The sequence below is a fragment of the Agaribacterium sp. ZY112 genome (assembly GCF_041346925.1).
GTDB lineage: Bacteria > Pseudomonadota > Gammaproteobacteria > Pseudomonadales > Cellvibrionaceae > Agaribacterium.
This window is the reverse complement of sequence record NZ_CP166840.1, coordinates 1177303-1201067: the sequence shown is the minus strand read 5'-3', so window position 1 is coordinate 1201067 and position 23765 is coordinate 1177303. Positions and strand designations below refer to the sequence as shown.

24 protein-coding genes are annotated in these 23765 nt (G+C 42.5%); 19 read left to right on the top strand and 5 right to left on the bottom strand.

Annotation, left to right across the window (positions count from 1 at the left end):
* The first annotated feature begins 101 nt into the window (after nt 1-101).
* The 8 genes from AB1S55_RS05385 to AB1S55_RS05350 all read left to right on the top strand — a co-directional run bounded on the left by AB1S55_RS05385 (nt 102) and on the right by AB1S55_RS05350 (nt 13649).
* The gene (locus tag AB1S55_RS05385; protein ID WP_370980768.1) at nt 102-5105 is read left to right on the top strand and encodes an MG2 domain-containing protein; all 5004 of its coding nucleotides are present in this window, start codon (nt 102-104) and stop codon (nt 5103-5105) included.
* Between the two features lie 32 nt (nt 5106-5137).
* A complete protein-coding gene (gene pbpC / locus AB1S55_RS05380; protein ID WP_370980767.1) occupies nt 5138-7513 on the top strand; it encodes a penicillin-binding protein 1C in 2376 nt (791 codons plus the stop codon).
* A gap of 165 nt (nt 7514-7678) precedes the next feature.
* Nucleotides 7679-8179 (top strand): CreA family protein, encoded by a 501-nt coding sequence (locus AB1S55_RS05375; protein WP_370980766.1) that lies wholly within the window; start codon nt 7679-7681, stop codon nt 8177-8179.
* Between the two features lie 14 nt (nt 8180-8193).
* On the top strand, nt 8194-8946 hold the full coding sequence (locus AB1S55_RS05370; RefSeq protein ID WP_370980765.1) for a hypothetical protein: 753 nt from the start codon (nt 8194-8196) through the stop codon (nt 8944-8946).
* Nucleotides 8947-9403: 457 nt separating this feature from the next.
* Complete coding sequence (locus tag AB1S55_RS05365) at nt 9404-10222, top strand: hypothetical protein (RefSeq protein ID WP_370980764.1); 819 nt, start codon at nt 9404-9406, stop codon at nt 10220-10222.
* A 2-nt stretch (nt 10223-10224) separates the two neighbouring features.
* Nucleotides 10225-11109, top strand: a complete 885-nt coding sequence (locus tag AB1S55_RS05360; RefSeq protein ID WP_370980763.1) for a hypothetical protein — start codon at nt 10225-10227, stop codon at nt 11107-11109.
* 84 nt (nt 11110-11193) lie between these two features.
* Complete coding sequence (locus AB1S55_RS05355) at nt 11194-12786, top strand: asparaginase domain-containing protein (RefSeq protein WP_370980762.1); 1593 nt, start codon at nt 11194-11196, stop codon at nt 12784-12786.
* Nucleotides 12787-12842: 56 nt separating this feature from the next.
* Nucleotides 12843-13649, top strand: coding sequence for a hypothetical protein (locus AB1S55_RS05350; protein WP_370980761.1), 807 nt, complete (start codon nt 12843-12845; stop codon nt 13647-13649).
* Nucleotides 13650-13760: 111 nt separating this feature from the next.
* On the opposite strand, the gene AB1S55_RS05345 is transcribed toward AB1S55_RS05350, so the two are convergent.
* Complete coding sequence (locus AB1S55_RS05345; protein ID WP_370980760.1) at nt 13761-14738, bottom strand: HEAT repeat domain-containing protein; 978 nt, start codon at nt 14736-14738, stop codon at nt 13761-13763.
* Nucleotides 14739-15041: 303 nt separating this feature from the next.
* On the opposite strand from AB1S55_RS05345, the gene AB1S55_RS05340 reads away from it, so the two are divergent.
* The 8 genes from AB1S55_RS05340 to AB1S55_RS05305 all read left to right on the top strand — a co-directional run bounded on the left by AB1S55_RS05340 (nt 15042) and on the right by AB1S55_RS05305 (nt 19900).
* Entirely contained in the window at nt 15042-15461 is a 420-nt protein-coding gene (locus AB1S55_RS05340) for a response regulator (RefSeq protein WP_370980759.1), read from the top strand.
* A 272-nt stretch (nt 15462-15733) separates the two neighbouring features.
* The gene (locus AB1S55_RS05335) at nt 15734-16915 is read left to right on the top strand and encodes a DEAD/DEAH box helicase (RefSeq protein ID WP_370980758.1); all 1182 of its coding nucleotides are present in this window, start codon (nt 15734-15736) and stop codon (nt 16913-16915) included.
* 203 nt (nt 16916-17118) lie between these two features.
* Entirely contained in the window at nt 17119-17691 is a 573-nt protein-coding gene (gene yeiP / locus AB1S55_RS05330) for an elongation factor P-like protein YeiP (RefSeq protein ID WP_370980757.1), read from the top strand.
* Nucleotides 17692-17734: 43 nt separating this feature from the next.
* Nucleotides 17735-18193, top strand: coding sequence for a hypothetical protein (locus AB1S55_RS05325; protein ID WP_370980756.1), 459 nt, complete (start codon nt 17735-17737; stop codon nt 18191-18193).
* A gap of 14 nt (nt 18194-18207) precedes the next feature.
* Nucleotides 18208-18519 (top strand): hypothetical protein, encoded by a 312-nt coding sequence (locus tag AB1S55_RS05320; RefSeq protein ID WP_370980755.1) that lies wholly within the window; start codon nt 18208-18210, stop codon nt 18517-18519.
* 58 nt (nt 18520-18577) lie between these two features.
* Complete coding sequence (gene lgt / locus AB1S55_RS05315; RefSeq protein ID WP_370980754.1) at nt 18578-19366, top strand: prolipoprotein diacylglyceryl transferase; 789 nt, start codon at nt 18578-18580, stop codon at nt 19364-19366.
* Nucleotides 19367-19402: 36 nt separating this feature from the next.
* Nucleotides 19403-19570, top strand: a complete 168-nt coding sequence (locus tag AB1S55_RS05310; RefSeq protein WP_370980752.1) for a hypothetical protein — start codon at nt 19403-19405, stop codon at nt 19568-19570.
* A 33-nt stretch (nt 19571-19603) separates the two neighbouring features.
* The gene (locus tag AB1S55_RS05305) at nt 19604-19900 is read left to right on the top strand and encodes a hypothetical protein (protein ID WP_370980751.1); all 297 of its coding nucleotides are present in this window, start codon (nt 19604-19606) and stop codon (nt 19898-19900) included.
* On the opposite strand, the gene AB1S55_RS05300 is transcribed toward AB1S55_RS05305, so the two are convergent.
* The 4 genes from AB1S55_RS05300 to nudE all read right to left on the bottom strand — a co-directional run bounded on the left by AB1S55_RS05300 (nt 19897) and on the right by nudE (nt 21658).
* Nucleotides 19897-20358: a hypothetical protein gene (locus AB1S55_RS05300; RefSeq protein WP_370980750.1), complete on the bottom strand. Its 462-nt coding sequence runs from the start codon at nt 20356-20358 to the stop codon at nt 19897-19899. The two genes, AB1S55_RS05305 and AB1S55_RS05300, sit on opposite strands and share 4 nt — an antisense overlap.
* A complete protein-coding gene (locus AB1S55_RS05295) occupies nt 20358-20594 on the bottom strand; it encodes a hypothetical protein (protein WP_370980749.1) in 237 nt (78 codons plus the stop codon). The genes AB1S55_RS05300 and AB1S55_RS05295 overlap by 1 nt, the downstream gene beginning before the upstream one ends.
* A 134-nt stretch (nt 20595-20728) precedes the next feature.
* The gene (locus tag AB1S55_RS05290) at nt 20729-20962 is read right to left on the bottom strand and encodes a hypothetical protein (RefSeq protein WP_370980748.1); all 234 of its coding nucleotides are present in this window, start codon (nt 20960-20962) and stop codon (nt 20729-20731) included.
* Between the two features lie 147 nt (nt 20963-21109).
* Complete coding sequence (gene nudE, locus AB1S55_RS05285; RefSeq protein WP_370980747.1) at nt 21110-21658, bottom strand: ADP compounds hydrolase NudE; 549 nt, start codon at nt 21656-21658, stop codon at nt 21110-21112.
* A gap of 59 nt (nt 21659-21717) precedes the next feature.
* On the opposite strand from nudE, the gene yrfG reads away from it, so the two are divergent.
* From yrfG to hslO, 3 genes are all read left to right on the top strand, one after another.
* On the top strand, nt 21718-22404 hold the full coding sequence (gene yrfG / locus AB1S55_RS05280) for a GMP/IMP nucleotidase (protein WP_370980746.1): 687 nt from the start codon (nt 21718-21720) through the stop codon (nt 22402-22404).
* Entirely contained in the window at nt 22386-22793 is a 408-nt protein-coding gene (locus AB1S55_RS05275; RefSeq protein WP_370980745.1) for an RNA-binding S4 domain-containing protein, read from the top strand. Before yrfG ends, AB1S55_RS05275 begins: the two co-directional genes overlap by 19 nt.
* A gap of 62 nt (nt 22794-22855) precedes the next feature.
* Nucleotides 22856-23755 (top strand): Hsp33 family molecular chaperone HslO, encoded by a 900-nt coding sequence (hslO, locus tag AB1S55_RS05270; protein WP_370980744.1) that lies wholly within the window; start codon nt 22856-22858, stop codon nt 23753-23755.
* The last annotated feature ends 10 nt before the right edge of the window (nt 23756-23765 follow it).

Below are 23765 nucleotides of genomic sequence, written 5' to 3'. Positions count from 1 at the left end.
ATATCGAAGCCTAACTCTTACTGTATAATGCAAGGCTATTGATATTAAGAATGGATGAGCCCAACTACATCCGTCGGCCTACTATCTCCAGGAGGGAGACCATGCCTATCCGCACAATCAAATCCTGCTTACTGATTCTTTTTATGTGCATAAGTGCATGTGACAGCAGTGACAACAAAACAACTGAGACAAACAAGATTCATTCCCCTGCACCTGAACTGTATAACACCGACAATCAAAAACCGGCAGAGGCAGAGGCAGAGGCAGAGGCAGAGGCAGAGGCAGAGGCAGAGGCAGAGGCAGAGGCAGAGGCAGAGGCAGACCAGCCTAAATTAAGCCCAGAAGAAAATGCCGCCAAGGAGAAAAAACGATATGCCGGTATGGATTTTTTCATCTCAGATATTTCTGAACGAACTTATGATGACGGCAGCGCCCTTGCTGTTACTTTTTCTGTTCCTATCGATAAAAGTAAAAACTTTACTTCACACCTATCAGTTGAAAGTAATGCTGACAAGGTCGATGGTAGCTGGGTATTAAGTGACTCAGGCAAGGTAGCTTATTTTGAAAACGTTCAGCCTAAGACACACTACACCGTCAATGTTCACTGGAAGATCAAAGCCGTAACCGGACTATCACTGCACTCAAGTGATAGCCGAACCATACTCACACGAGATGCTATACCCTCCGTTAGCTTTGCTTCTACCGATCGTTTTTTACCTCTAAATTTACACTCTGGTCTACCCGTCACCACATTGAATATTGCTGAAGTCAACATCGACTTTCATCGCATTAAAGATAAAGACATTCCCAAACTCGTGAGCAGCGTAGGCAATAGTAGCCAACTTTATCGCTACAGTTTAAACAACGCCGTAAAACCTGCAGACTATGTTTATTCTGGACGCTTTGAACTAACCAAAGAAAAAAACAAACGCCGTACTGTAAACATCCCCTTGCATGAGATTAAAGCCATTTCAGAGCCAGGTATCTATCTGGCCGTTATGTCAGTTCCAGGCAGCTATCTAGATAACTTTAAAGTGACTTACTTTATGGTGACGGACATTGGCTTACACGTTAGAAAATATAGAAACAGCCTGCAAGTATCGACCAACAGCCTTAGCACAAGCCAAGCGCTAAATGGCGTACAGCTATCGGTCTTAGACCAAAAAGGCGTAAGGCTGGCTCAAGCAAGAAGCAACAAAGAAGGTGAAACGGAAATACGTGGCCTGAAAAAATCAGCACGCTATCTTGTTGCATCGTATAAAGATTCCTATTCGTTAGTGAACCTTCGTGGCGCGGCTTTAGATTTATCCGACTTTCAAACAGCAAAGCGTATTTTTAAAAGCCATGAAATATTTATTTACAGTGAAAGAGACCTATACCGACCGGGCGACACCATTAACTTTAACGCATTACTGAGAAATTATGATGGTGAGCTAGGGCAATTATTTCCATTAAAAGCCAAGCTCATCGGCGGTGATGGAAAAGTAGTTAAAAACTTCACATGGCATGGTGATGAAAAAGGCTACTTCCACAAGACTTACTCTATCGGCCTAAACGCAAAAACGGGTAATTGGTCGCTAGAGATTAAAGGCTTAAGTAATAAAGTAGAAAAATACTCATTTAAGGTTGAAGAATTCATCCCAGAACGCTTAAAACTAAGCTTCAACCCAGAAAACAAGAAATCTATTTTCAGTACCCAGGAAGATATCTTAGTTGATGTTCAAGGTGACTACCTCTACGGAGCGCCCGCTGCGGATAATAAATTCGATGCCAGCATCAGAATTAGTGTTGATCGCCATCCTTTTGAACTATTTGATAAGTACTATTTTGGCAATGAAAATGAAGAGCAGTGGAATAAAGATTTTGATATTGAAGGCTTGATTCTAGATCAATCGGGAAAAACCCAACTTTCAATCCCCTCAACATGGCAGCCAGCAAAAACACCTTTGAACTTTAAAATACTGGGCAGCCTCTATGAATCTGGCGGTAGACCAACCAGCCGCTATTATAGTGTTAGCGCATTACCCGCTCAAGAATTAGTAGGCATACGCCCTTCATTTAAAGATCGAGCGACTGCCAATAGTAATGCAGAATTTTCAATTATAAAAACCAATGGTAAGCAACGCCTTACAGACAACAGCGAATTACATGCCGTACTGATTAGAAAAGACCGACAGTACTACTGGCAATACAATAATAGCCGTGGATGGCACTACCAATACAATGAAAGCGAATATGCCGTTTACAGTAGCCAGGAGGTATTAACTGGTGACGAGCTTACCTTAAGTATCCCCGTAGATCACGGTCATTATCGCTTAGAAATAACCGACAGCAGCAGCGGGCTAATTAGCAGTTATAGTTTTCAGGCTGGTAAAGATTGGTATTCTTGGTGGCGAAAAGCTAATGAAGGTACAGAACTTGTTAGGCCGGACAAAGTTAGCCTTGCACTAGACAAAGAAAGTTACTCTGTAGGTGACAACTTAACACTTAGCGTGCTGCCACCTTCGGATGGCGAGGCCATTATTAGAGTCGAGTCTGACCGCCTATTATGGAGCCAGCGTTTAAAGGTCACTAAGAATGGATCTGAAGTTACTATTCCAATTCAAAAAAATTGGGACAGACATGATATTTATATTTCTGTTATGCAGATTCAAGCAGCACAAAACAAAGAAAAAATAACACCCGACCGAGCAATGGGCTTAATCCACCTTCCTCTCAACAGAGAGGATAGAAAAATCAACATGGCTATAAAAAGCCCAGAAAAATGGCTACCCAACCAGAAGGTCAGCTTTGATATTGATGTAGAAAACCATAAACCAAACGAGAAACTTTGGCTAACCATTGCTGCCGTTGATATGGGTATTCTTAATATTACCGATTATGAAACCCCACAACCGGCTAAGTTTTTCTTCGGCCCACGACGCTATCAAGTCGATTCAGTCGATATGTATAACCAGATCATCAAGCTCAATAACAACAAGCTCGCCACGCTACGTTTTGGTGGTGACGCAGGGGAGCTTAGCCGAGGAGGAAAAAAAGGTCAGTCTGAGGTTCAGATTGTTTCACTATTCAAAACACCCGTTGAGGTAATTAATGGTAAAGCCACGATCGAACTCGATATTCCTGACTTCAATGGCCGCCTTAAAATCATGGCAGTGGCATTTAATGAGCATCATTTTGGCCATGCTGACTCGGAGGTCACTATTGCTGCGCCTCTGGTGACACAACTTTCTATGCCAAGATTTGTTGCTTGGGGAGACAAATCAACATTAGCGCTAGATTTAAATAACCTGAGCGGTCAAACACAAACACTGAATGTCACTCTCAGTGCAAGTGAGCCCATCGCTATGCCTATAAAAAGCCATAAATTTGAGCTTGAAGACCAAAAGAAAAAAACCTTGAGCTTTCCTTTTAGTGTTAATGCGAGTGACAGTCAATCAACAATTAGCTTGAGCGTCACTGGTATAGACGACTACCCCATAGAAAGAGAATGGAAACTCAATACGAGGGCAGCTTACCCTGCTATTACTCACAGCAAAAATAAACGCCTTAACAAAGGGCAAAGCATTGCTGTAAGCAAGGAGGAACTTGAGCCTTATATCCCTGAAAGTATTGAACTTGCAATAAGCGCATCCAGTAAGATCGACCTTCAAGAACGCAAGCAACTGCGTGGTTTGCTTCGCTATCCTTACGGCTGCTTAGAGCAATCTACAAGTAGCACATACCCTTGGATATATGCTGACGAAGACTATCTAAGAAAACTCAGTATTGATAACAATACAAAAAAGACACAACTTCAAAACTTTGCAGACGGCTTAGAGCGAATAGAGAAAAAGCAAAAAGCCAACGGTGGTTTTGGGCTATGGTCGAGTGACAGCGCTCATGAAGAACACTGGCTAACCAGTTATGTCGCGGAATTTCTAAGCGATGCTAAAGAACAAGGGTTTAAGGTTGAAAACAGCTTCCACAGAAAAGTGACTAAGCGCTTGCAAGAGTATTTAAAATCTAACTACGCTTATTCCAGTCGATGGAGTGAAAATCCCAATCACTATAAATTTGCCTATCGTGCCTATGCAGGTTATGTCTTATCACAAAGCCAGCAAGCAAATTTAGGCCATTTACGCTCTCTTGCACAACAAAAGAGCAACTCTGCTAGCCGCTTGCCTCTTGTGCAACTATCCATTGCTTTAAAGAATCAAGGTGACAAAAAACTCGCCAGCGAAGTATTTGATTACGCGATGAGCAAACCCTTACGTGACTCTAGCTATCTAGGTGACTACGGTAGCATTATTCGAGATCAAGCCCTTATTATTCGTGCGCTTCTAAAAAATGACTATAAAACTGACTTTGTTTTTTCAGCCAGTATAGATTTAGCAAATGACTTGAAAAGCCGTAAATATTTAAGCACACAAGAGCGTAACGCTGTCTTTATGGCTTCGGTAGAACTTAACAAAAACACACATAGGAAATGGCAAGCAAGTATTAACTACGCTAACGCCAAAAAAGAAATTGACCAAGTAGAAAACTACAACCGATTGTTAGGCGCTGATGAACTGCTAAATGGCGTCAGCCTAGAGAATGAAGGTGATGACGAAATTTACGTTAGCATCGACTATATCGGCCACCAAGATACGGCGCCTGAGCCTGTTGAGCATTTGGGCCTTAAAATTAGCAGGTCTTACTACGACAAAAAAGGGAAGGCGATTAGCCCAGATCAGCTCAAGACCGGTGAGCTTGTACTCGTACGCTTGAGTGTTCAATCTGAACGAAGGCGCCCAGACTTAATGTTAATTGATTTGATTCCTGCTGGACTTGAATTAGAGAACCAGAATTTAAGTGGCTCGGCCAAGCTCGATGACTGGCTTGTTGAAGATAAAACTTTGTCACATTGGAGCAGTAAAACAACGGTTATGCACCAAGAGTATAGAGATGACCGCTTTGTTTCAGCGATTGATCTCGGATGGAATAGCCAAGCCGAGATATTTTATCTGGCTAGGGCTGTCACACCTGGAAGCTATAAAGTGCCACCACCGTTTGTTGAAGATATGTATGACCCAGAGGTTTACGCTATTGGTCAAACAATTGATCTTATAAGCATTAAATAATATACGATGCCCTCAAACGATAAGCGCCCAACATGCAGTTATTGAATAAGCAGCTAAAGATTTGCCTATGGATAGCTGCATGTAGCTTATTTCTTATTATCTCTGCCTTTATAGCCAATCATCAATTTCCATTTTTTGATGACCCTTTAGATAGAAGCTACTCAAAAATTGTGCAAGCGAGTGATGGTCGAGTATTGCGCGCTTTTGCAGATCACAATGGCGTATGGAGAGAAGAAACATCTCTAAAAAGTGTTTCGGAAAACTATATCCAAGTACTACTTGCCTATGAAGACCAATGGTTTTATAAGCACCCAGGCGTTAACCCCATAGCTTTTTTACGTGCAAGCTGGCAGAACCTACTCTGCTCTTGCATTCGCTCAGGCGGGTCAACTCTGTCTATGCAGGTGGCACGTATATTCCACCCTCATTCACGCAATGTATCTGGCAAACTCTATCAAATAGTTAGAGCCATACAGCTCGAGCTCACCCACTCGAAAAATGACATTCTAGAGCTTTATATAAACCACGCCCCATTTGGTGGCCCTGTTGAAGGCGTGCAAGCAGCAAGCGCTCAGTATTTAGGTAAAAACGCCAACGAACTCACTGATGCCGAAGCAGCACTATTAGTGGTTTTACCGCAAGCTCCTTCTCGCCTACGACCAGACCGACATGCACAAGCAGCAGCTATCGCTAGAAACAAAGTCATACAGCGCATGGTTGACTTAAACGTTTGGCAAGCCGAGCGAGCCGAGATTGCCAAACTAGAAGATGTACACTCTCAACTTTATACAAAACCTCGCTATGCTCCCTTACTTGCAAGGCGCTTAGTGGAAGAGCACGCGCATAAAAACATTATTCGAAGCACCATCGATTTTGACCTACAACTCTCTCTTGAGAGCTACTTAGCAGGACACGTGCAATCCCTACCCAAGCAAACCTCTATTTCCGCCCTGGTGGTAGAAAATAAAACAGGGCGGGTACGAGCCTATGTTGGCTCTGCAGATTTCACCGATCCAACACGCTTTAGCCACGTTGATATGGTCACGGGAATACGATCACCAGGATCAACCCTAAAACCTTTTATCTACGGCTTAGCTATTGATCAAGGCATCATTCACTCAAATAGCTTACTGCTAAATACACCTAGGATTTATGGAGACTACAAACCGCTTAATTTTAGCCAGCGTTTCACCGGGGCAGTAAGTGCAACAAAGGCATTGCAAACATCGTTAAACCTACCTGCCGTGCAATTATTAGAAGCACTTACACCGGCAACATTTTACTACAGCTTAAAGAACCTAGGCGTAGACTTACAATTTTCTGGCGAACCAAGTTTAGCCATTGCATTGGGCGGCGTAGGGACAAGTCTTTGGCAACTAGTTACCCTTTATCATGGCCTTGCAAATGGCGGCCAAGTAATTGAGCTTTCTTTGTATCAAAAGTCGCAAGAGCCTGCTTTAAACAACGACGCTCCTTATAAAAAAGGGAGTTATATGATGTCTAAGGGCAGTGCATGGGTTATTTATTCGATGCTCTCTTCTGCTAGACGTGCAGATCGCCTTAACGCAAGTATGATCTACGAACATGAGAACAATTTAGCTTGGAAAACAGGCACCAGCTACGGTTCACGAGATGCATGGGCAATAGGCTTTAACAAGGACTTTAGCTATGGTGTTTGGGTAGGCCGCCCAGATGGTACAGCCAGCCCTGGGCATTTAGGAGCCACAACTGCACTACCTATTTTATTTAATATTGCTAACGCACATAGTGGTATATCACATAAAATACAAAAACCAGATAGTGTGAAAAGCACCATCATATGCTGGCCTTTAGGTCTTGAAAAAACAACAACTGAAAAAAGACACTGCCACCGTACACTTCCTGCCTTTGTTATTAACAACCTAATTCCTCCAACACTTCGCAGTCCAGCCAAAGAAGACATAGACCCAAACCCTTTAAAGTATTGGGTCAATACAAAAACGGGTAACCGCGTCGATAAGAGCTGTAATACCCCAAGTGAAAATATGGCTCAGACAAGTATCGCTTGGTGGCCAAGAGAAAGTGAACCTTGGCTTAATAAAAAATGGAGCCTAGATGAGCAGTTACCACAGCTAGATCCCTCATGTGGAAGAAATGTCTCGACCACAAGCCAAACCATAAATATTGCCACCCCTGAAGCGGACAGCATTTTTCAAGCTCTAGACCGGCGTAGTCTGTTTATTAAATTACAAGCTATAGGCGGAGAGGGAGAAATCCACTGGTTTTATGACAATCGCTTTATAGGAGAATCAGAAAGCGGGGCCTATCTGGAATTGGAAGTAAATGAGACAGGAAAGCACGAACTCATTGCTATTGATAATCAAGGAAATACTGACCGAATAAACATATTCATTAGACCACCAAGATAAAGCATTCCTAACAAAACAATCTAGCCAAGAAAAACTTGACATAACAAGCCTAAAGTTGCCACCTCAGCCATAAACAATTTAGTTATACTGGGTTTTACAAAACAATAGTAATAATGCCCTAGACTGTTTTTAGAAACTCAACCATTAAGAGGCTAATCAACCATCATGATTGAACACCAAGTTATCGCCAAACTTATGAGAAGATTGGCCGCCGGAGCTATTTTACTAGGCGGTCTTAGTGCATGTGACAAGAGTGAAGTTGGCGATGTCTCACTAGGAATATTCACCACTAAAGACATCAAAATTGATATGTTGGTAGACCCTGTAATTACGGGCGTCACCTGTCACTTAGCATCCATCGAAGCCAACCTAGATTTCTCTGACCCTTCGGATACAAGTATCAGCTGTCGACAAACAGGAGAAATCACCCCTGCGATGCTTGAAGAAATTGACCTATCTAAAGATGGCGAGGTCGTGTTTAAAAAGTCTAAGAGTATATTTTTGAAATACGCAAAAATCCGACGTATTTACGACGCTAAAAACCAAACCCTCATGTACCTTTCATACAGCACAAAAGAAACCAGTGGCAGTTTCAAACACAGTTTGTCCACCGTCCCCCTATGGGGAAGCGCTGCTTATCAGAATAAAAACACCAACCAAGATTAAGCACAAATACAGGCATGAATAAGATAAAGCTTTTCTTAATTACGTTTCTCTTTATCACTCTTTCGAGTTTTATATTTTTATACACCACTAAAGATGGCTGCCAGAATTGCAGCCAATTAAAAACTGGCAGTTTCAACTACATCGCCTACAACAAGCTACCAGAATCATTATTTAGTGACATTCAATCCAAACTTGAAGCCAATCAAGAACGCTTACTTATCGATTTTCATTTAGACAGCATGCCTCGCATAACTATTAAAATATGGAGCAATGTTGATGAATATTTAGCAGAGCAAGAAAAAGCATTCGGCATAAGATACCCGGGGTCAAGAGGCTATATTGTTAGTGACCCCAAAGAGATTAGATTACTCTACACGCATGGTGATACCAAAAATATCGCGCTACACGAGCTAGTACATTTACTCACACTCGAAGTAAATCCCAAGTTTGGTAACAACCCTCGCTGGCTATGGGAAGCTATAGCCATTTATAAAAGTGAGCGTTCATGGAAATACGCCAACAAGCCCGAACAGATTGAAGATCGGTTTGAGATGATGAGTAATGAATTAAACTCCGACTTTAATCAAAGTGGCGCTATTTATGAGTTGGGCTACACCATTGGCGAATATATTGAATACAAATGGGGAAATGAAGCATTTATTGTACTGATACATTCACACGGTGATTTCAGCGAACTTACAAGCAGCCCTTTTAATGAAATAATTTCAGATTGGCAAAGCTTTGTTAAAGCACGTTATTTTGAATAGGTTCCGTATATAGCCAGACACTACTAACAACTCCCGCTTCCTCACCTCTTATTAGCTATATTCAACCGAAGACAATCAATGCATACACTGCCCGCCCCCATTAAACCATATTAAATATGTGGCTTTATTTTTTTAATAACGTCGTCAAAATCCACCTACATTGTTAAAAAATAATAATATGAAAATGCTTGTTGTACGAAGCGAATAAGCGGCCTAGTATAAAACGACGTTTGCGGACATAAGCTAAGGCACATGGCGTGATTAGAATAAAAACAAATAATCGCGCCATAGCAGTGGTAGCTGGATGCTATCACTGTCACATCAATCCGCATTGAAATATTAAGCTTTAGGCATTAGCTCATGCAGGTAAACCTCTGCATCGCTACCTAATAACAGTATTTTTTCATTGCCGTTGATTACCGCTAGGTTAAAACGGTCATAACCACAAGGAGGAACCATGTGCACAATTGGCGTTGTATTCAATGGCAACCAAATAAACACATTTAAACAGTGCGATCTCATTCCAGTAACAACATTTAACGAACCAGAGGTTCGCAGTGGCTACAATGGTGTCACCAGCTATATAGCTATGACACGGCAAGGTAGTGACGGCATTTGGGCAGGTTCTAATAGCTCTGGAGTCGCTTTTGTAGCGGCAGATTCTTACACAACTACAGCCGCTAATTATTCAACAACAAGTGCTCAAGTAGAGGCATTATTTGCAGCATATGAAAAAAGTATTAGCAGCTATAGCTCGGCAACAGAAGCTGCTGCTAGCTTAATTGAATTTTATAAAACTATGGGCACTGGCACCCCATTCCCCGCACCAGATATTTCTTTAATTAGCGGCTGGAAAGATGCAAAAAAAACCCAACCTATTTCTATCTTCATAGAGTATATGCCCAACCCTTACAACCAAGAGTCAGTGAGAGTTATTCAGCGTACTGATGGTTTTTTTGCATCTACTAACAATTTCCGTTTACAACCCGACTCTGTGAATTATCCCGCTAACCACAGCACCTACTTACGCCTTCGTCGCGCAGAAACTATATTGGAAAGCAATCCCACTATTAACGGCATCAAAACGCTATTAAGTGATCAATACTATGGTCCGACTGAACTTAGTATTTGCCGGGAGACTGATTACATAGGTGCTGAATTTCATACTCAAGCAACATCTATTTTTAGTGCTAGTGCCGATGGATCTGCGACTTGTGAGTATCAAATCAATGGCAACCCGCGAACCAACCCACTTACATCCTTTAATGGAAGCTAATCATGAGTTCAATAAATATTACTGTCGACCTCAATGACAATAATCTAATACTGCCACCTGATAACTTCTATTATGTGGATCAGGGAAATTACCAAACTTTAGATCTAGATTCAGGCAAGCCACTTACTATTTATTCCGACAGTGCTACCTCTTGCATCATTACCATTGTGGTAATTAATACTGCTTCGGGCACTAGTGTCACACTCGCTCACTTAGACAGCCCTGCTTGCATTAGTGCTTTTTTTGAAATCATTGAAGAGCGCGCTGCGGATAGCCTGCAGATATTTGCACAAGGTGCAAACCCTGCTGACAATGCCACATCAAAAGAAAATGCAGCTCAACTACAAGCTTGTGTTGATGCCTTAGGCTCCAAAGTTACCGCTTGTGAACTCTCTTTGTTAAAGGGCAACCCTCAAGAACAAAATCGCGGCGATTTTGGCTTTAGCTTTGATGGCAATGGTAACGCTGTAGCCAGTAACCAGCCTTACACCTTAGAACTATTTCAACGTGACCCAAGCTGTGGTGGTCAAACTGTATATTGCATTATGCGAAGACAAGAGACACCCCCTGTTCAAATTAGAGATGCAGGTAAACCTTTCACACATGCTGAGTTAGTCGAACTATCCTCTATCGCTATTAATTTTAGAAAGACCGCAAATGACCCATCTACGGCTTTTACTAACATTGTTAATCTACAAAGCGATGAAATACGACAAAACTGGTCAACTACTCCCGCATATGAAGCCCCTTGGTTCTCCGACCAACTAAAGCTAGGCGCTGCATTTGCTATAGCCATGGCGCCTGTTGTTAGCTTGAGCGAACAACACCTGATTAAATCTAATACGCCAAGTTTTACTCGCTTGCGAAACGCTATTAATCCTAAGTAGATTTAATAGCGTCCTCAGATATGAGATGAAAGTACTTTGTCGTTGCAATGAGCAACAATCTTAAATTCAATGGAACCGAATTTTATGAAAGTAGCAGTAATAAACAGCGGCGGCACTATTAGTTGCATTGGATCCCCTCTAGCCCCAATGTCCTCACAAGATTTTGCTAATGCTAGCGAAAAGATTTTAAATCCGATACTTCAACAGCAATTCCCGGATATAGATATCGACTACCTTTGTGATATTGAATTCCCTGAATCAAATAGCAAAACACTAGACAGTACAAACTTACAACCTGCAGACTGGTGCATCATGGCCAATGGCGTTTTAAATAACTACGCCAATTATGATGCATTCCTGATACTTCATGGCACCGACAGCATGGACTTTACCGGCGGTGCCTTACCTTTCTTACTGAATACATTTGATACAAATGGGAATGGTACGGCGGTACTAAGTAAACCTGTCATTATTACCGGTTCACAAGTTCCCCTATACTATCAAGAAAATGGCAGTCCGGACCTAAGCCTAAACTTTAACACTGATGCATACCAGAATATGTGTGGTGCAATTGCTTGCGCACGCACGGGTATACCAGAAGTTTGCGTTTATTTTCAAAACCAACTCTACCGAGGAAATAGAGTATTAAAAACGAACGCTAGTGAATTTAATGCGTTTTCCTCTCCTAACTACCCCGCTCTTGCTGAATGTGGCGTTGAATTAAGTCTCTTTAATAAACGCTGGCTTCCCGGCCCTGTAGACGATGATGTCAGCCTAGATAATGCCGATATTTTAAAAAATCAAACCTCTTTGTTAAATGAAATCCAAAACTTAATAAACAACTACCCTATTGCTCAGCTTAATGCCTTCCCCGCTCAGTACAATCAAAGTTCTGCCAGTGCTTTTATGGCGGATATGGTTTCTGCCATTTGTAACACCGGGATTAAAGGCTTAATCCTCGAGTCGTATGGGGAAGGTAACTTCCCATCAGGAAATCCAGACACACCTTCTGATGGCGCGATTTATACTGCACTAAAAGAAGCTAACAATAACGGTGTTAATATTGTCGATTGCACCCAAGTAATTAGTGGTACGGTTAATAATACCGCTTATGCATCTGGCGCATGGTTGCCTCACGTTGGCGCATTGACACCTGCGGACATGTCTCCTATGTGCGCACTTGGTAAGCTGACAATTTTATCAACAATAGCAGGCATAAAGGCTTGGACTCGTGAACAACTACAAATCCTATTTCAGAGTAACTTAACGGGTGAGATGAGTAGTATTAACAACATCGATAGCCGAAGTAACTCAGTATTAATGGCAGGCCAGATAATTAGTACTTTAGATGGCAGCGCACAGTTTATTAATGACCAAAAACAAGGCCCAATACTTGTTAGCAGCAGTGACCAAAACGTACTTTGGAAACTGCCAGTACAGCTAAACGAAGAAGATTTACCCGGCCGATTAGTTATGCAAGACGATGGTAATTTAGTTTTTTACAACCGATTCAATAAAGCACTTTGGGCAAGTAATACTGGAAACCCTAGTGGAGCCTCATCGAAACTCATACTTAGCGGGCACTATAATAACGACACGCCAAGCGATAGCGATGTACTGCTACAGGTCTTTGATTATTCGTCCAACACGGTAACGTCTATTATTTATCAGTCTTAGATCTTCTAATTTCAAATAACGTTAATAATTGAAACCAACCAAAGAGAGCAAAGGATATGTCAGAACAAAAGAAACAATTCAAACTCAGCGGCATGATTAACGAGCAAGATCAATTTCACCAAACGACACAGATAACATCAGGAATTACACCTGATGAACATTACATCGCACCTCAAATAGTAAGTGTCAATATTACCGTACCCGAAGCAAAAACGATCGGCGTACCTAAATACGCTGACACTGTTTTTGGTGAAGCTGCAGGAAATTATGATCCTGCGGGCGATTGCAAAGGCAATTTCATGTCCAGTAAATTTCAGCCTAACAATAATTGTTATGCTTACGGCTGTAATATTACACCTAACACATTTCCTCAACCCGGCAGGCAGAGTGGCTATTTACTAACTGCAGATAATTTCAAAAAAAGCTTTGATGAACTTGGCAAGCTTGTTAGCAGCTACGCTGTTCACGATGGCTTGGAGTATGTAGGCCAATCCATGGAGGAACTACTTGCTTTTAAATCATCTAAGCAAGGTACAAACCCTTCTGGTGTGGCTGCAGGTTATCTAGCAGGTCACTTTGTTGCACTGATGATTTCTACTGCGGGTGATGCCAATTGGCCTGGAGATTATCATTGGGCTCGCTGCGACAATTCAGCGGGGGGCTGCGACTCTTGGTCACAAAAAGATGGCTCTGATCAAGTTACTAATTTTGACTTTGCTGGAAACGCCATCTCTAACCCAGCAACGGCTAACTGGAGTGTCAACCAAGGCCCTGTTTCCAACACAGACAAGCGAGAGATGCTTGTAGAATACGATTTCTATTGTTTTATGTTTGTGCCTGAGTCTAACGTCAACATTATTTAACAAACTAAAGATGAGTGCCCTCAATTTGGCACTCATCTATTTATCCCTCTTAATTTAGCTTTTATTGTTTATTTAGCTCAACACTGAATAAGTAGACCATACTAAATCAGACTAATCATCTAAAAACAAACCAAGTACTACAACAGTCCACTTCGATTCTTTATTATCTTCAGCTTTCCATTTAGGCCTCTCAGTTTTTAAATAATTAATAGCGGCTTCTGTGCCTATATCTCCAATAGCTTTAAGTGCTACAACTCGATCTTGCCAAAGACCATCTGACGCATGAATACTTTTAAGGTATTCAAAAGAGCGTTCACCACCAATCATCCCCAAACCAGAAATTGCAGACAAACGAATATATTCTTGATCTGCCTTACTAAACTCCATAAGAGCATCAAGGGCCTTACTGTTATTACTAAAACCTAGCTCATAAACATCTAGGTATGTTTCGCGATCATCAATATTCGCCTTGATTTTACCGACCAATTCAGCCACATACTGATCAGAAGTTTTGTTATTAAAAGTCACCATATTAATTTTAGCCACAATTTCCTTTACCAGGATTTCATGAGGTTCATTAAAGGTAGGCTCATTGATCTCCCCCATAGACATAACAGGTACTTTTCCGCGTTTAACCGCTACGGCAATACGGCTAGTTCTATCTGGCAACACCAAATCCAATCTGGCAGTTGTTACAGTAACCAATGGAGAAAAACCGCTTACTCTATGGTGAAAGACTTGATAAGCATCTAGCTCCAGCTTATTTTCTGAGCTAGATTCAAAATTCAGAGGTAAATTACGAGCCTTGGCCTCTTTCTGTAAAGCTTCCAACAAATAAGCATGCTCTTCTAAAGGAGCTCCATTCGACTCTACTACGATGGGTACTGGCTTACCAACAAGGTTTTCTAAATCCTGAGGCTGGGAATCTTTAAACTGTAGAGTAATTGTTTGATCTGTATCGACCGAGATATATGCTTCATCAGAGGGGGTTGGCGAATCAAGGGGAACCGTAACTGTACATGCCTGCAATACAATGAGCGCTGGTGCTAATAACACAGCATTCTTAAGGTTCTTTCTAGAAAAAAACATAAAATAATCCATATAATTGTTAAAATTAAATCGAGTAAGATATTTAGTAGGCTCGGAGTTTGTATAATAACTCAAAAGCATATCGCCATACTACGACGCCCCCATCTTCTCCCCCCATCTAAGCCCCCTTAATACGTTTATGTTTATAACAAAACCACCTAACTTTAGAGAGTTATTATGTTATTGAATAAGGCTTAGGAGGAAGTCTTCACCGAATACACTGTAGGGATATCACTCAAGCCGTTATCCATCCACTATACTAAAACTGTGATAGCAATATAAAACATACTAAGTATTGAACTTATGGATAAGATCGAAAGAATATTAAAAAAACTAAATGTATTGGTTGTGGATGATATGGAAGCCATGCGTTGCATGGTCACTGGCTGTTTAAATGACCTAGGAATACGAAAATATCGTGTTGCACCAAACGGCAATGTTGCCTGGGGCCAACTACAGAACTCAACCGCCGATATTATTATCTGCGACTGGGACATGCCCCAAGTCTCAGGCATTGAGTTTCTTAAAATGGTGAGGTCTTCGGAACGGCATAAGCACATTCCTTTTCTTATGCTTACTGCTACGACAGATAAAAAAAGCGTCGTCGAAGCGGTAAGCTGTGGGGTGACAGACTATTTATCAAAACCCTTCCAACCCCAAGAGTTAGAGTATCGAATTATAAAGTTACTGAGAAAACTGAAAAGCGCCAGCACTAACACCTGAAAACAGTTCATCATTCTGACACTTTGAACAGCCGCGCTATTAAAGCAGCTGAATGAAATACCAATCATATAAACGCTATAAGATGGCAGCGTCATAGACGCCTAAGCATATAACAAACCCGCCTTATCCCGATTATATAACCAAAAACTGCTAAGTACGTGAGATCTAAGCTTATGGTTTGACATTAGCGCCTGAAAACTATCGAATAGCTTCTATCCGTGCTGAGCCGCATTCCTGACCTAAATCAGCCTTACCCAAGAAGTACAGATCCTATGCGCTTTGATAAGCTCGCTTTAAGCCCCCCTCTTCTAAACGCTCTCGAAGAACTTGCCTACAAGCAGGCAACAGAGATTCAAGCCAAGGCCATTCCGCATGTTCTGGCTGGTAAAGACCTTATAGCAAGCGCAGCCACTGGCACCGGTAAAACAGCAGCTTTTGTGCTGCCGCTATTAGAAAAGCTTAATACCGGCCAGAAACGTCGTGCCAAGCGCATGCGTGCGTTAATTGTTGTGCCTACGCGTGAACTGGCCATTCAAGTAAACGAAAGCATTGAGCAGTACGCTAAGCACTGCGAGCTTAAAAGCGTGGTACTCGTCGGTGGTATTGACTACGCCCCCCAGAAGCAGGCCTTAATAGATGGCATTGATATTGTGGTTGCAACCCCAGGGCGCCTACTTGACCTTGCTCACCAGCGCGCCTTGTATTTCGATGAGTTAAACGCTGTTGTACTTGATGAGGCCGACCGCATATTGACGATGGGCTTTGGCGATGAAATCAACAAAATTATTGATCGCTTACCTAGCGATCGCCAAAGCCTGCTATTTTCGGCAACACTATCCGGCCATGTACGGGACTTAGCACAAGATCTATGCATAGACCCCATAGAGCTCTTAATTGGCCCACGTAAACAAGCGCCAAAGTCCATCACTCAGTGGTTAGTTGCCATTGATAAACACAATAAGTCGAGCTTATTGAGCCATTTGATAAGCGAGTTAAACTGGCAGCAAGCCATCATTTTTATCCGTACTCAACACGGCGCCGCCAAGCTTGTCACTCAGCTGGAGAAACGCGGTATACATGCCGAAGCCATACACGGTGGGCGCAGCCAAAATTCGCGCAAACAAGTTATAAGCGATTTTAAATCGGGGAAACTACGCTTTTTAGTTGCCACAGGAGTCGCGGCGCGTGGGCTCGACATCGATGAACTTGAGCGTGTTGTGAACTACGATATGCCCGATGATGCCGACGAATACATTCACCGCATAGGCCGAACAGGCCGCGCGGGCGCCCATGGTGAAGCCGTGTCACTGGTATCGAAAGATGACTTTAAGCGTATGTGCGCGATTGAGCGGCGCCAAGACGCCATCATTGAGCGACGCATTATTGAAGGCTTTAGTGTTACAAAGGATCTTCCTGCTTCAAACTTGAACTTCGTCTTAAAGCGAAATCAATAACCCTTGATGATACTCATGTTTAAAGGAATTAGACTTGAAATTGCACTTATCGGCCTTAGTATCTGCCTAGCTGTAGCTTCTATATACTATAACATTTGGCCTATAAGCCTTGTTTTTGCTTTCACGATTTACGACTCATTCAAGCGAATCAGAATCTTGCAACAAAAACGTACCAGCACTAACCAATAACCGGAGACCCCATCATGCCTAAGGCAAGCGAAATTAAGAAAAATGCCGCTATCGAATTCAACAATGAAACCTACATTGTGAAAGATATAGAACGCTCTGTACCTCAGGGTCGCGCCGGTGGCAGCCTCTACCGCATGCGTATGTATGATGTTGTCTCTGGCCGTAAAATTGATGAGACTTTTAAAGACTCAGAAATGCTGACCTTAGCAGACCTCATTAGACGCCCTGCCATGTTCTCTTACATCGATGGTGATGAGTACGTTTTCATGAATACCGAAGACTACACACCTTACAATTTGCACAAAGACAGCATTGCCGAAGAAATACAGTTTATTAACGAAAGCATTGAAGGCATTCAGGTCGTCATTGTTAACGATAACCCTGTTGCTCTAGATATGCCAACCACCGTTGAACTGGAAGTAACTGAAACGGACCCCTCTATTAAAGGTGCATCCGCCACTTCTCGTACCAAACCCGCCATTCTTTCTACTGGCGTGACCGTACAAGTACCTGAGCATATTTCCACTGGTGATAAGATCAAAATTAATGTCGAAGAACGCCGTTTTGTTGGCCGCGCCGATAAATAGCAAACCAGCCTGGGTTACTGCTTTAATTCAATAGAGAGCGCACATGAAGCTTTATATCTACGCCGACCACAGCCAATTCGAAGCTAATGAGCTGGTAAAAATTGTCAAAACATCCGCAGCCGAGTTAAAGGCATGGATTGATAGCAGCCCTTTATTTCTAGAATACGTTGGCCCCGAGCCAAATGAATTAGACGCTGACGGCTTAGACACATCAGAGCCACTACCTGCTGAGGCAACAACGGTTGAAGAATTAGCCGCCCTGACAGACGTAGATTATTTAATGCCTGAAACTTTTGACTTCGGCTTAACACTTTCGATTAAAAACAAAAAACACCTACAAGAGCCTCTTAACTTTCTAAACAAGATCGCTCAAAAAAATAAGTGTGAATTTGTTGTAGGTTATTTTGACGAAACAACAAACAAAAAAGAGGACGTTTGCTTTTTTGGTTTTGAAGAAGGTAAACCTGACTTATTTGAAATTGCCAACTATCTTGGCCTCTAGGATTGGAATACAACGTGTCTACAGCATCCATTAGTAAAACTCAATTGATCAACACCCTAAAAGCTTGGGGCAACAAAGAAATAAGCACCGCTGAACTACAAGATTGGATGCTTGATAATTACGACCCCGATGAAATTAAAGTTGGCCCAGGCGAACCCGAGTTAGTACGTGAAGCAATGAATGTCGTTATGAATGAATACGAACTTGCCAAGCCTGCTTGCATTTTGACAGAGAAGTATCAGCTTGCTATCGATTTTATTCTCTGTAACGAAGCTGACTTTCTTAATGCCCGAACTCAATTTTTGCGCAAAGCATTTACAGACTAGCCAGCTTGGCTTTAGCCCCTAAACTCTAGCATCAACCTATAAAGCGACAACTATCATTATGCAGTGGAATTTTGACCCGGTACTGTTTTCAATTGGAAGCCTTTCTATTCATTGGTACGGCGCTTTGTTTGCAGCGGCGGTACTGAGTGGCGCCCACTTAATGAAACGTGTTTTTATTAAAGAAAAACAAGACACAAGCCAGCTAGACAATTTATTAACCTATGTTGTTGCTGGTGTCGTTATTGGCGCACGCTTAGTTCACTGTTTATTTTACGAACCCGACTATTATTTAAGCAACCCACTTGAAATCCTTGCCCTGTGGAAGGGTGGCCTAGCTAGCCACGGTGGTGGTCTTGGTGCCATTCTTGGTGTGTTTTTCTTTGCCAAGAAGAATAAAATGTCATTTATGTCGCTATTAGACAGGATCACTCTTCCAACAGCGCTATTTGGCGTCTTTGTTCGTAGCGCCAATTTTTTGAACTCGGAAATTGTCGGTGCTGAATCCGAGCTACCTTGGGCTATTGTCTTCGAACGCGTAGACAATCTAGCAAGGCATCCTGCTCAACTTTATGAAGCCTTAGCCTACCTCTGCATTTTTATTCTTTTATTAAGCCTCTACCACAAAAGTAAAATTAAAGAATACAGCGGTGCCATGCTTGGCTTGTTTTTAAGTCTATGTTTTAGTGCACGTTTTTTAATTGAATTTATTAAAGAGCCTCAAGCAAGCTACTCTCTTGGCATTGGCCTCAATACAGGGCAGCTACTTAGCTTGCCATTCTTAATATTTGGCATTTTCTTGTTCGTTAAAGCTATCAAGAAGGAGCCAAACAACAAACCCGTAAAATAGAAACACAAGTCACACGATAAGAATATAAGGAGCACCATGAGTACTGCCATTGCTATTGCCACCGTAATGCTCATTTGCACTGAGATTTGTTACTTTGTTGCAAAAAAGAAAGGTTTAAATCGTCCACTATGGGTAATACTTGGTGCCTTGCTAGGCCCTATTTCGGTCATCGCTGTGTTTTTGGTTAAGAGCAACAAAAGCTAATGACTTAGTGACGAATCGAAAAAAAATAACAATATGGATGAACAAGATTTAAAGATAATCTTAAAAGCAGACAAAGAGAAACTAGCCAGCAGGTTACTCGCCATCATTTCAGCATTAGCACTGCTAGTGCTTATTGTATTGGAGCTAAGTAAGGCTGAGCATAACTATACCATTGCTCTAAGTTGTTTTAGCTTTGTGGCCCTCTCAGCCTCCTATGGCAGTCGCTGGGTGACCATTAGAAAAGAAGAATTACTGGCATTACTACACAAACAAATAAATCAAGACGCGAAAACACTAGAGCGTTGGGTAAAGCTAAAGAATAAAACTTAAATTTTACTCTTTATAATTTTCTCAGCTTTGGTTTCTAGCTTTTCTTTACTTCGAATGTGCGCGAAAGGGTCAGGCTCACTATGTGACGTGCCAGCATCTTCAACCTCACTTTCAAAGCTGTTATCAGCGCCTTTTTTCGCTTTAAAACTCGATTTCCCCTTCCTGTTTTTTTCTTTCTTAGTATTTTCCGCCTCGTGAGACTCATCACTTTCTTGTAAAAGAGAAGAAACATAACGCCAATACACATAAGCTACAATCGCAATACATAACCACTTAAGTAAATATGAGTGAACAACGTAGTTAGTATCTTTACTTACCTGAACATAGGCTAAGAAGTCGGAGTGTAAGGTCCAAATAACAACAAGCAGAATCAGAACAAGCGGTATACTTTTGATCAGCACTCCATAACGGCGCCAAATACCAATGAGTACCGCCCACTTGATGGCTTTATTTAACATCAGAGCCACCACCCCAAACCTAGGGCTGCAGCTAAAGCCATCAGGCCTTTTTCTTTTACCTGGCCGTAAATTTTTTCTTCTTCTTCGGCAACAATAGCTTCAAGCTCGTCGGGCTCAAATTCTTCTGCTTTTCTACCAGCAATTAAGATGCGATTTTTTGCACGTGAGATGGCTTTGTCGCGTATACGCTGACGCAACTTGGCTTTTAACTCTTTAGGCTTTTTAATTAATTTCATCTTGGCACGACTTGGCACTGCACGTGCCTTACAAGGTTTTTTCAAACATTGTATAGCAGCCTCTAATCACTGCCAATGACGCGCCTTATTTGTAGTCACAACGACCATAAGCATAGCTACATACATGCACTAAGCTAAATTGCACCAAGCATTTCTTTTCTAGATGAGATCATCTCTTGGTAGGTCTGTAGAGTGACTAAATCAAGGAATTCATCACGACGCTGCAAGCGCGATAACTGCATTTCTAAGCAGTTAATTTCACGCTGTAATTGCGTGCGTAGCATCCTTGTATCTTCCATATTAGCGGGAAGTGCGCTGTGATTTGATTGGCGGTACATCAAGTGCTTTACCTCTCCGTCAATTGCCATCTACCAAGCAAAGTAAGGCATGCTTACAAACTTAGCTAGACTCTTTTAAGTCTAGCTAAGTTTGTTACTTCGACACGCTCTTAGGAAAGGTCTATTAGCTCATTTCAGAATAAAATAAGCCCTAGAACCTAGTGGGTAAGTACTTGATTACTTCTGGGAACGTACATAATCTCGGGCTAGGTAAAGCGCCGCTATCGTCCTTGCCTCGGTGATATCGGCACGAGCGACAAGCTCTCCAATATCATCAAGCTTGAATGTTTGAACGGCTAGCGGCTCGGGCTCATCCCCCTCTAACGATTCGGCATATAAACCTTGCGCCAATACGATCTGCGTTTTGTGCTGCATGTAGTTAGGGCTCTGAGTCATACACTTCAATAAAGTAAGCTCACGCGCCCCAAACCCAGCTTCCTCTTTTAATTCTCGGTTAGCGGCCTCTATATGACTTTCACCTTGATCAACACGGCCTTTAGGTAGGCCCCATTCATAACCATGAATGCCAATACCGTATTCTTGGATTAGAATAACCTCATCATCGTCTGTAATGGCAGCAACAATAACAGCCGCGGGGCCATTTGATCGTAAATATTCATATTCACGCTCTTCACCATTGCTGAATCGTATATCAGCGGCCTCGACCTTGAATAGGCGTCCGTTGCATACTGGGCGGCGAGTGAGTATCTGCGGCAGCTCGGGCATAATGGTATTCCTTTATGATCTGAACGGCTGATTATAGCGCCCATAAGTGACCGATAACTATGATTGACTGGCAAAACATCGATACCGTGCTTCTAGATATGGATGGCACCCTGCTTGACCTGCATTTTGACAATTATTTTTGGCTACACCATTTACCGCAACGCTATAGTGACGCACATAACGTGCCGCTTGAAGAGGCTCAAGAACATATACACCAAAAGATTGCTGCGCTTGAAGGCACCTTGCAGTGGTATTGTTTAGATCACTGGTCTGAGCTGATGCGTATGGATATCCCTGCTCTTAAACACGAGATCAAACACAAAATTCAGATTCGCCCCCATGCCGAGCGCTTTTTACAAGCTCTTAAGAAACAAGGTAAGAAACTGGTGTTAATCACCAACAGCCATCCGGCAGGTCTTGAGTTAAAGATGCAGGTGACCGAAATAGACCGCTGGCTAGATATTATTATTAGCTCTCATCAGTTTCAAAGCCCTAAAGAAGATTTACGCTTTTGGCAGCAGTTGCAATTGGAAGAGCCCTTTGACCCTAAACGCAGCGTATTTATTGATGACAGTCCACGCATATTAAAAAGCGGGCAAAGTTACGGCATCAAACATCTCGTTTGTATTACTCGCCCAGACAGCCAAAAACCAGCACACGACAGCGGCCCCTTTATTGGTGTCTCTGATTTTGATGAGCTGCTTCCTGAACTAGAAAATGAGTCAGTATGTCCAACACGCCATTAAACAAAGTTCGTATCGATAAATGGCTCTGGGCCGCCCGCTTTTATAAAACCCGCTCTATTGCCAAACAAGCGATAGATGGCGGAAAAGTTCATATTGAGGGCAGCCGAGTCAAAGCCAGCAAAGAAATAGAAGTTGGTTGCAGCATTGTTTTACGCCAAGGCTTTGATGAAAAAGAAGTCACTGTACTTGCCCTAAGCGATAAACGTGGGCCGGCAAGTATCGCCACTACGCTCTATGAAGAAACCGAAGAGAGCATTAAAAAACGTGAGGCCATTGCCGAACAGCGCCGTGCCAGCCAGCAATTTACTGAGCGCCCTGCAGGAAAGCCCAATACACGCCAGCGCCGCCACATTCATCGCTTTAAGCGTGTGATTCTCGATTCCGAATAGCACTCGACAGCGCAGCTGCGATTCTGCAGAATTGCGCCCAATTGACCAGCAGACCAGTTTTTATGAGCTCAGACCAACAAATAGACCTTATACACCGCTTCTTATTTGACGATAGCGACCTTCGTGGCGAGCTTGTCACTTTAGAGCAAAGCTTCCAGCAAGCTGCAAGCCCACAGAACCTACCTAAAGTTTTTCTGCCTCTTTATGGCGAATTTATGGCTGCCGCTGCATTAGTTGCAGACATGTTGAAATTTGAAGGCACGATTACGTTACAAGCCCGCAGCAATGGCCCTTTGCCACTGATTATGGCCGAAGCAAATTCCAAAGGACATGTTCGCGGCTTCGCCCAAGTCGATGAACAACAAAGCCTTGTGCAATCCGATAGCAATGAACTCTTACCTCTTGCCGCTCTATTGGGTGGCGGTGTATTGAGTATTACCATCGATCCAGACAAGGGGAAGCGCTACCAAGGTATTGTGCCTTTAGATGGGGCTGATTTAGCCGAGTGTTTACAGCATTACTTCAGCCAAAGTGAGCAATTACCTACTTACTTCAAGCTCTTTGCAAACGAGAATAAAGCCGGTGGTATTTTTTTACAGTGCCTACCAGCTCAATTAGTCAAAGACGAAGAACAACGAGAAGAAAACTGGCAAACCGCACGACACTTGGCTTCCACAACAAAGGCGGAAGAGGCCTTAGACCTAGATCACCCAACCTTACTCTACCGCCTATATCACGAACTACAGTGCCGGGTTTTTCCACCTAAACAACTAAGCTTTCGCTGCCACTGCTCAAAAGAGCGCAGTGCCAATGCAATTAAGACACTGGGTGAGGTCGAGCTACAGGCCTTGATTGATGAGCAGGGTAAAGTCGATATGAGCTGCCAATTTTGTGGCAGTAACTACCATTTTGATAAAACCCAACTAGAGGGTTTTAAAAAGGAATTAGGCAAGCGCCACTAACTTGCCCTTG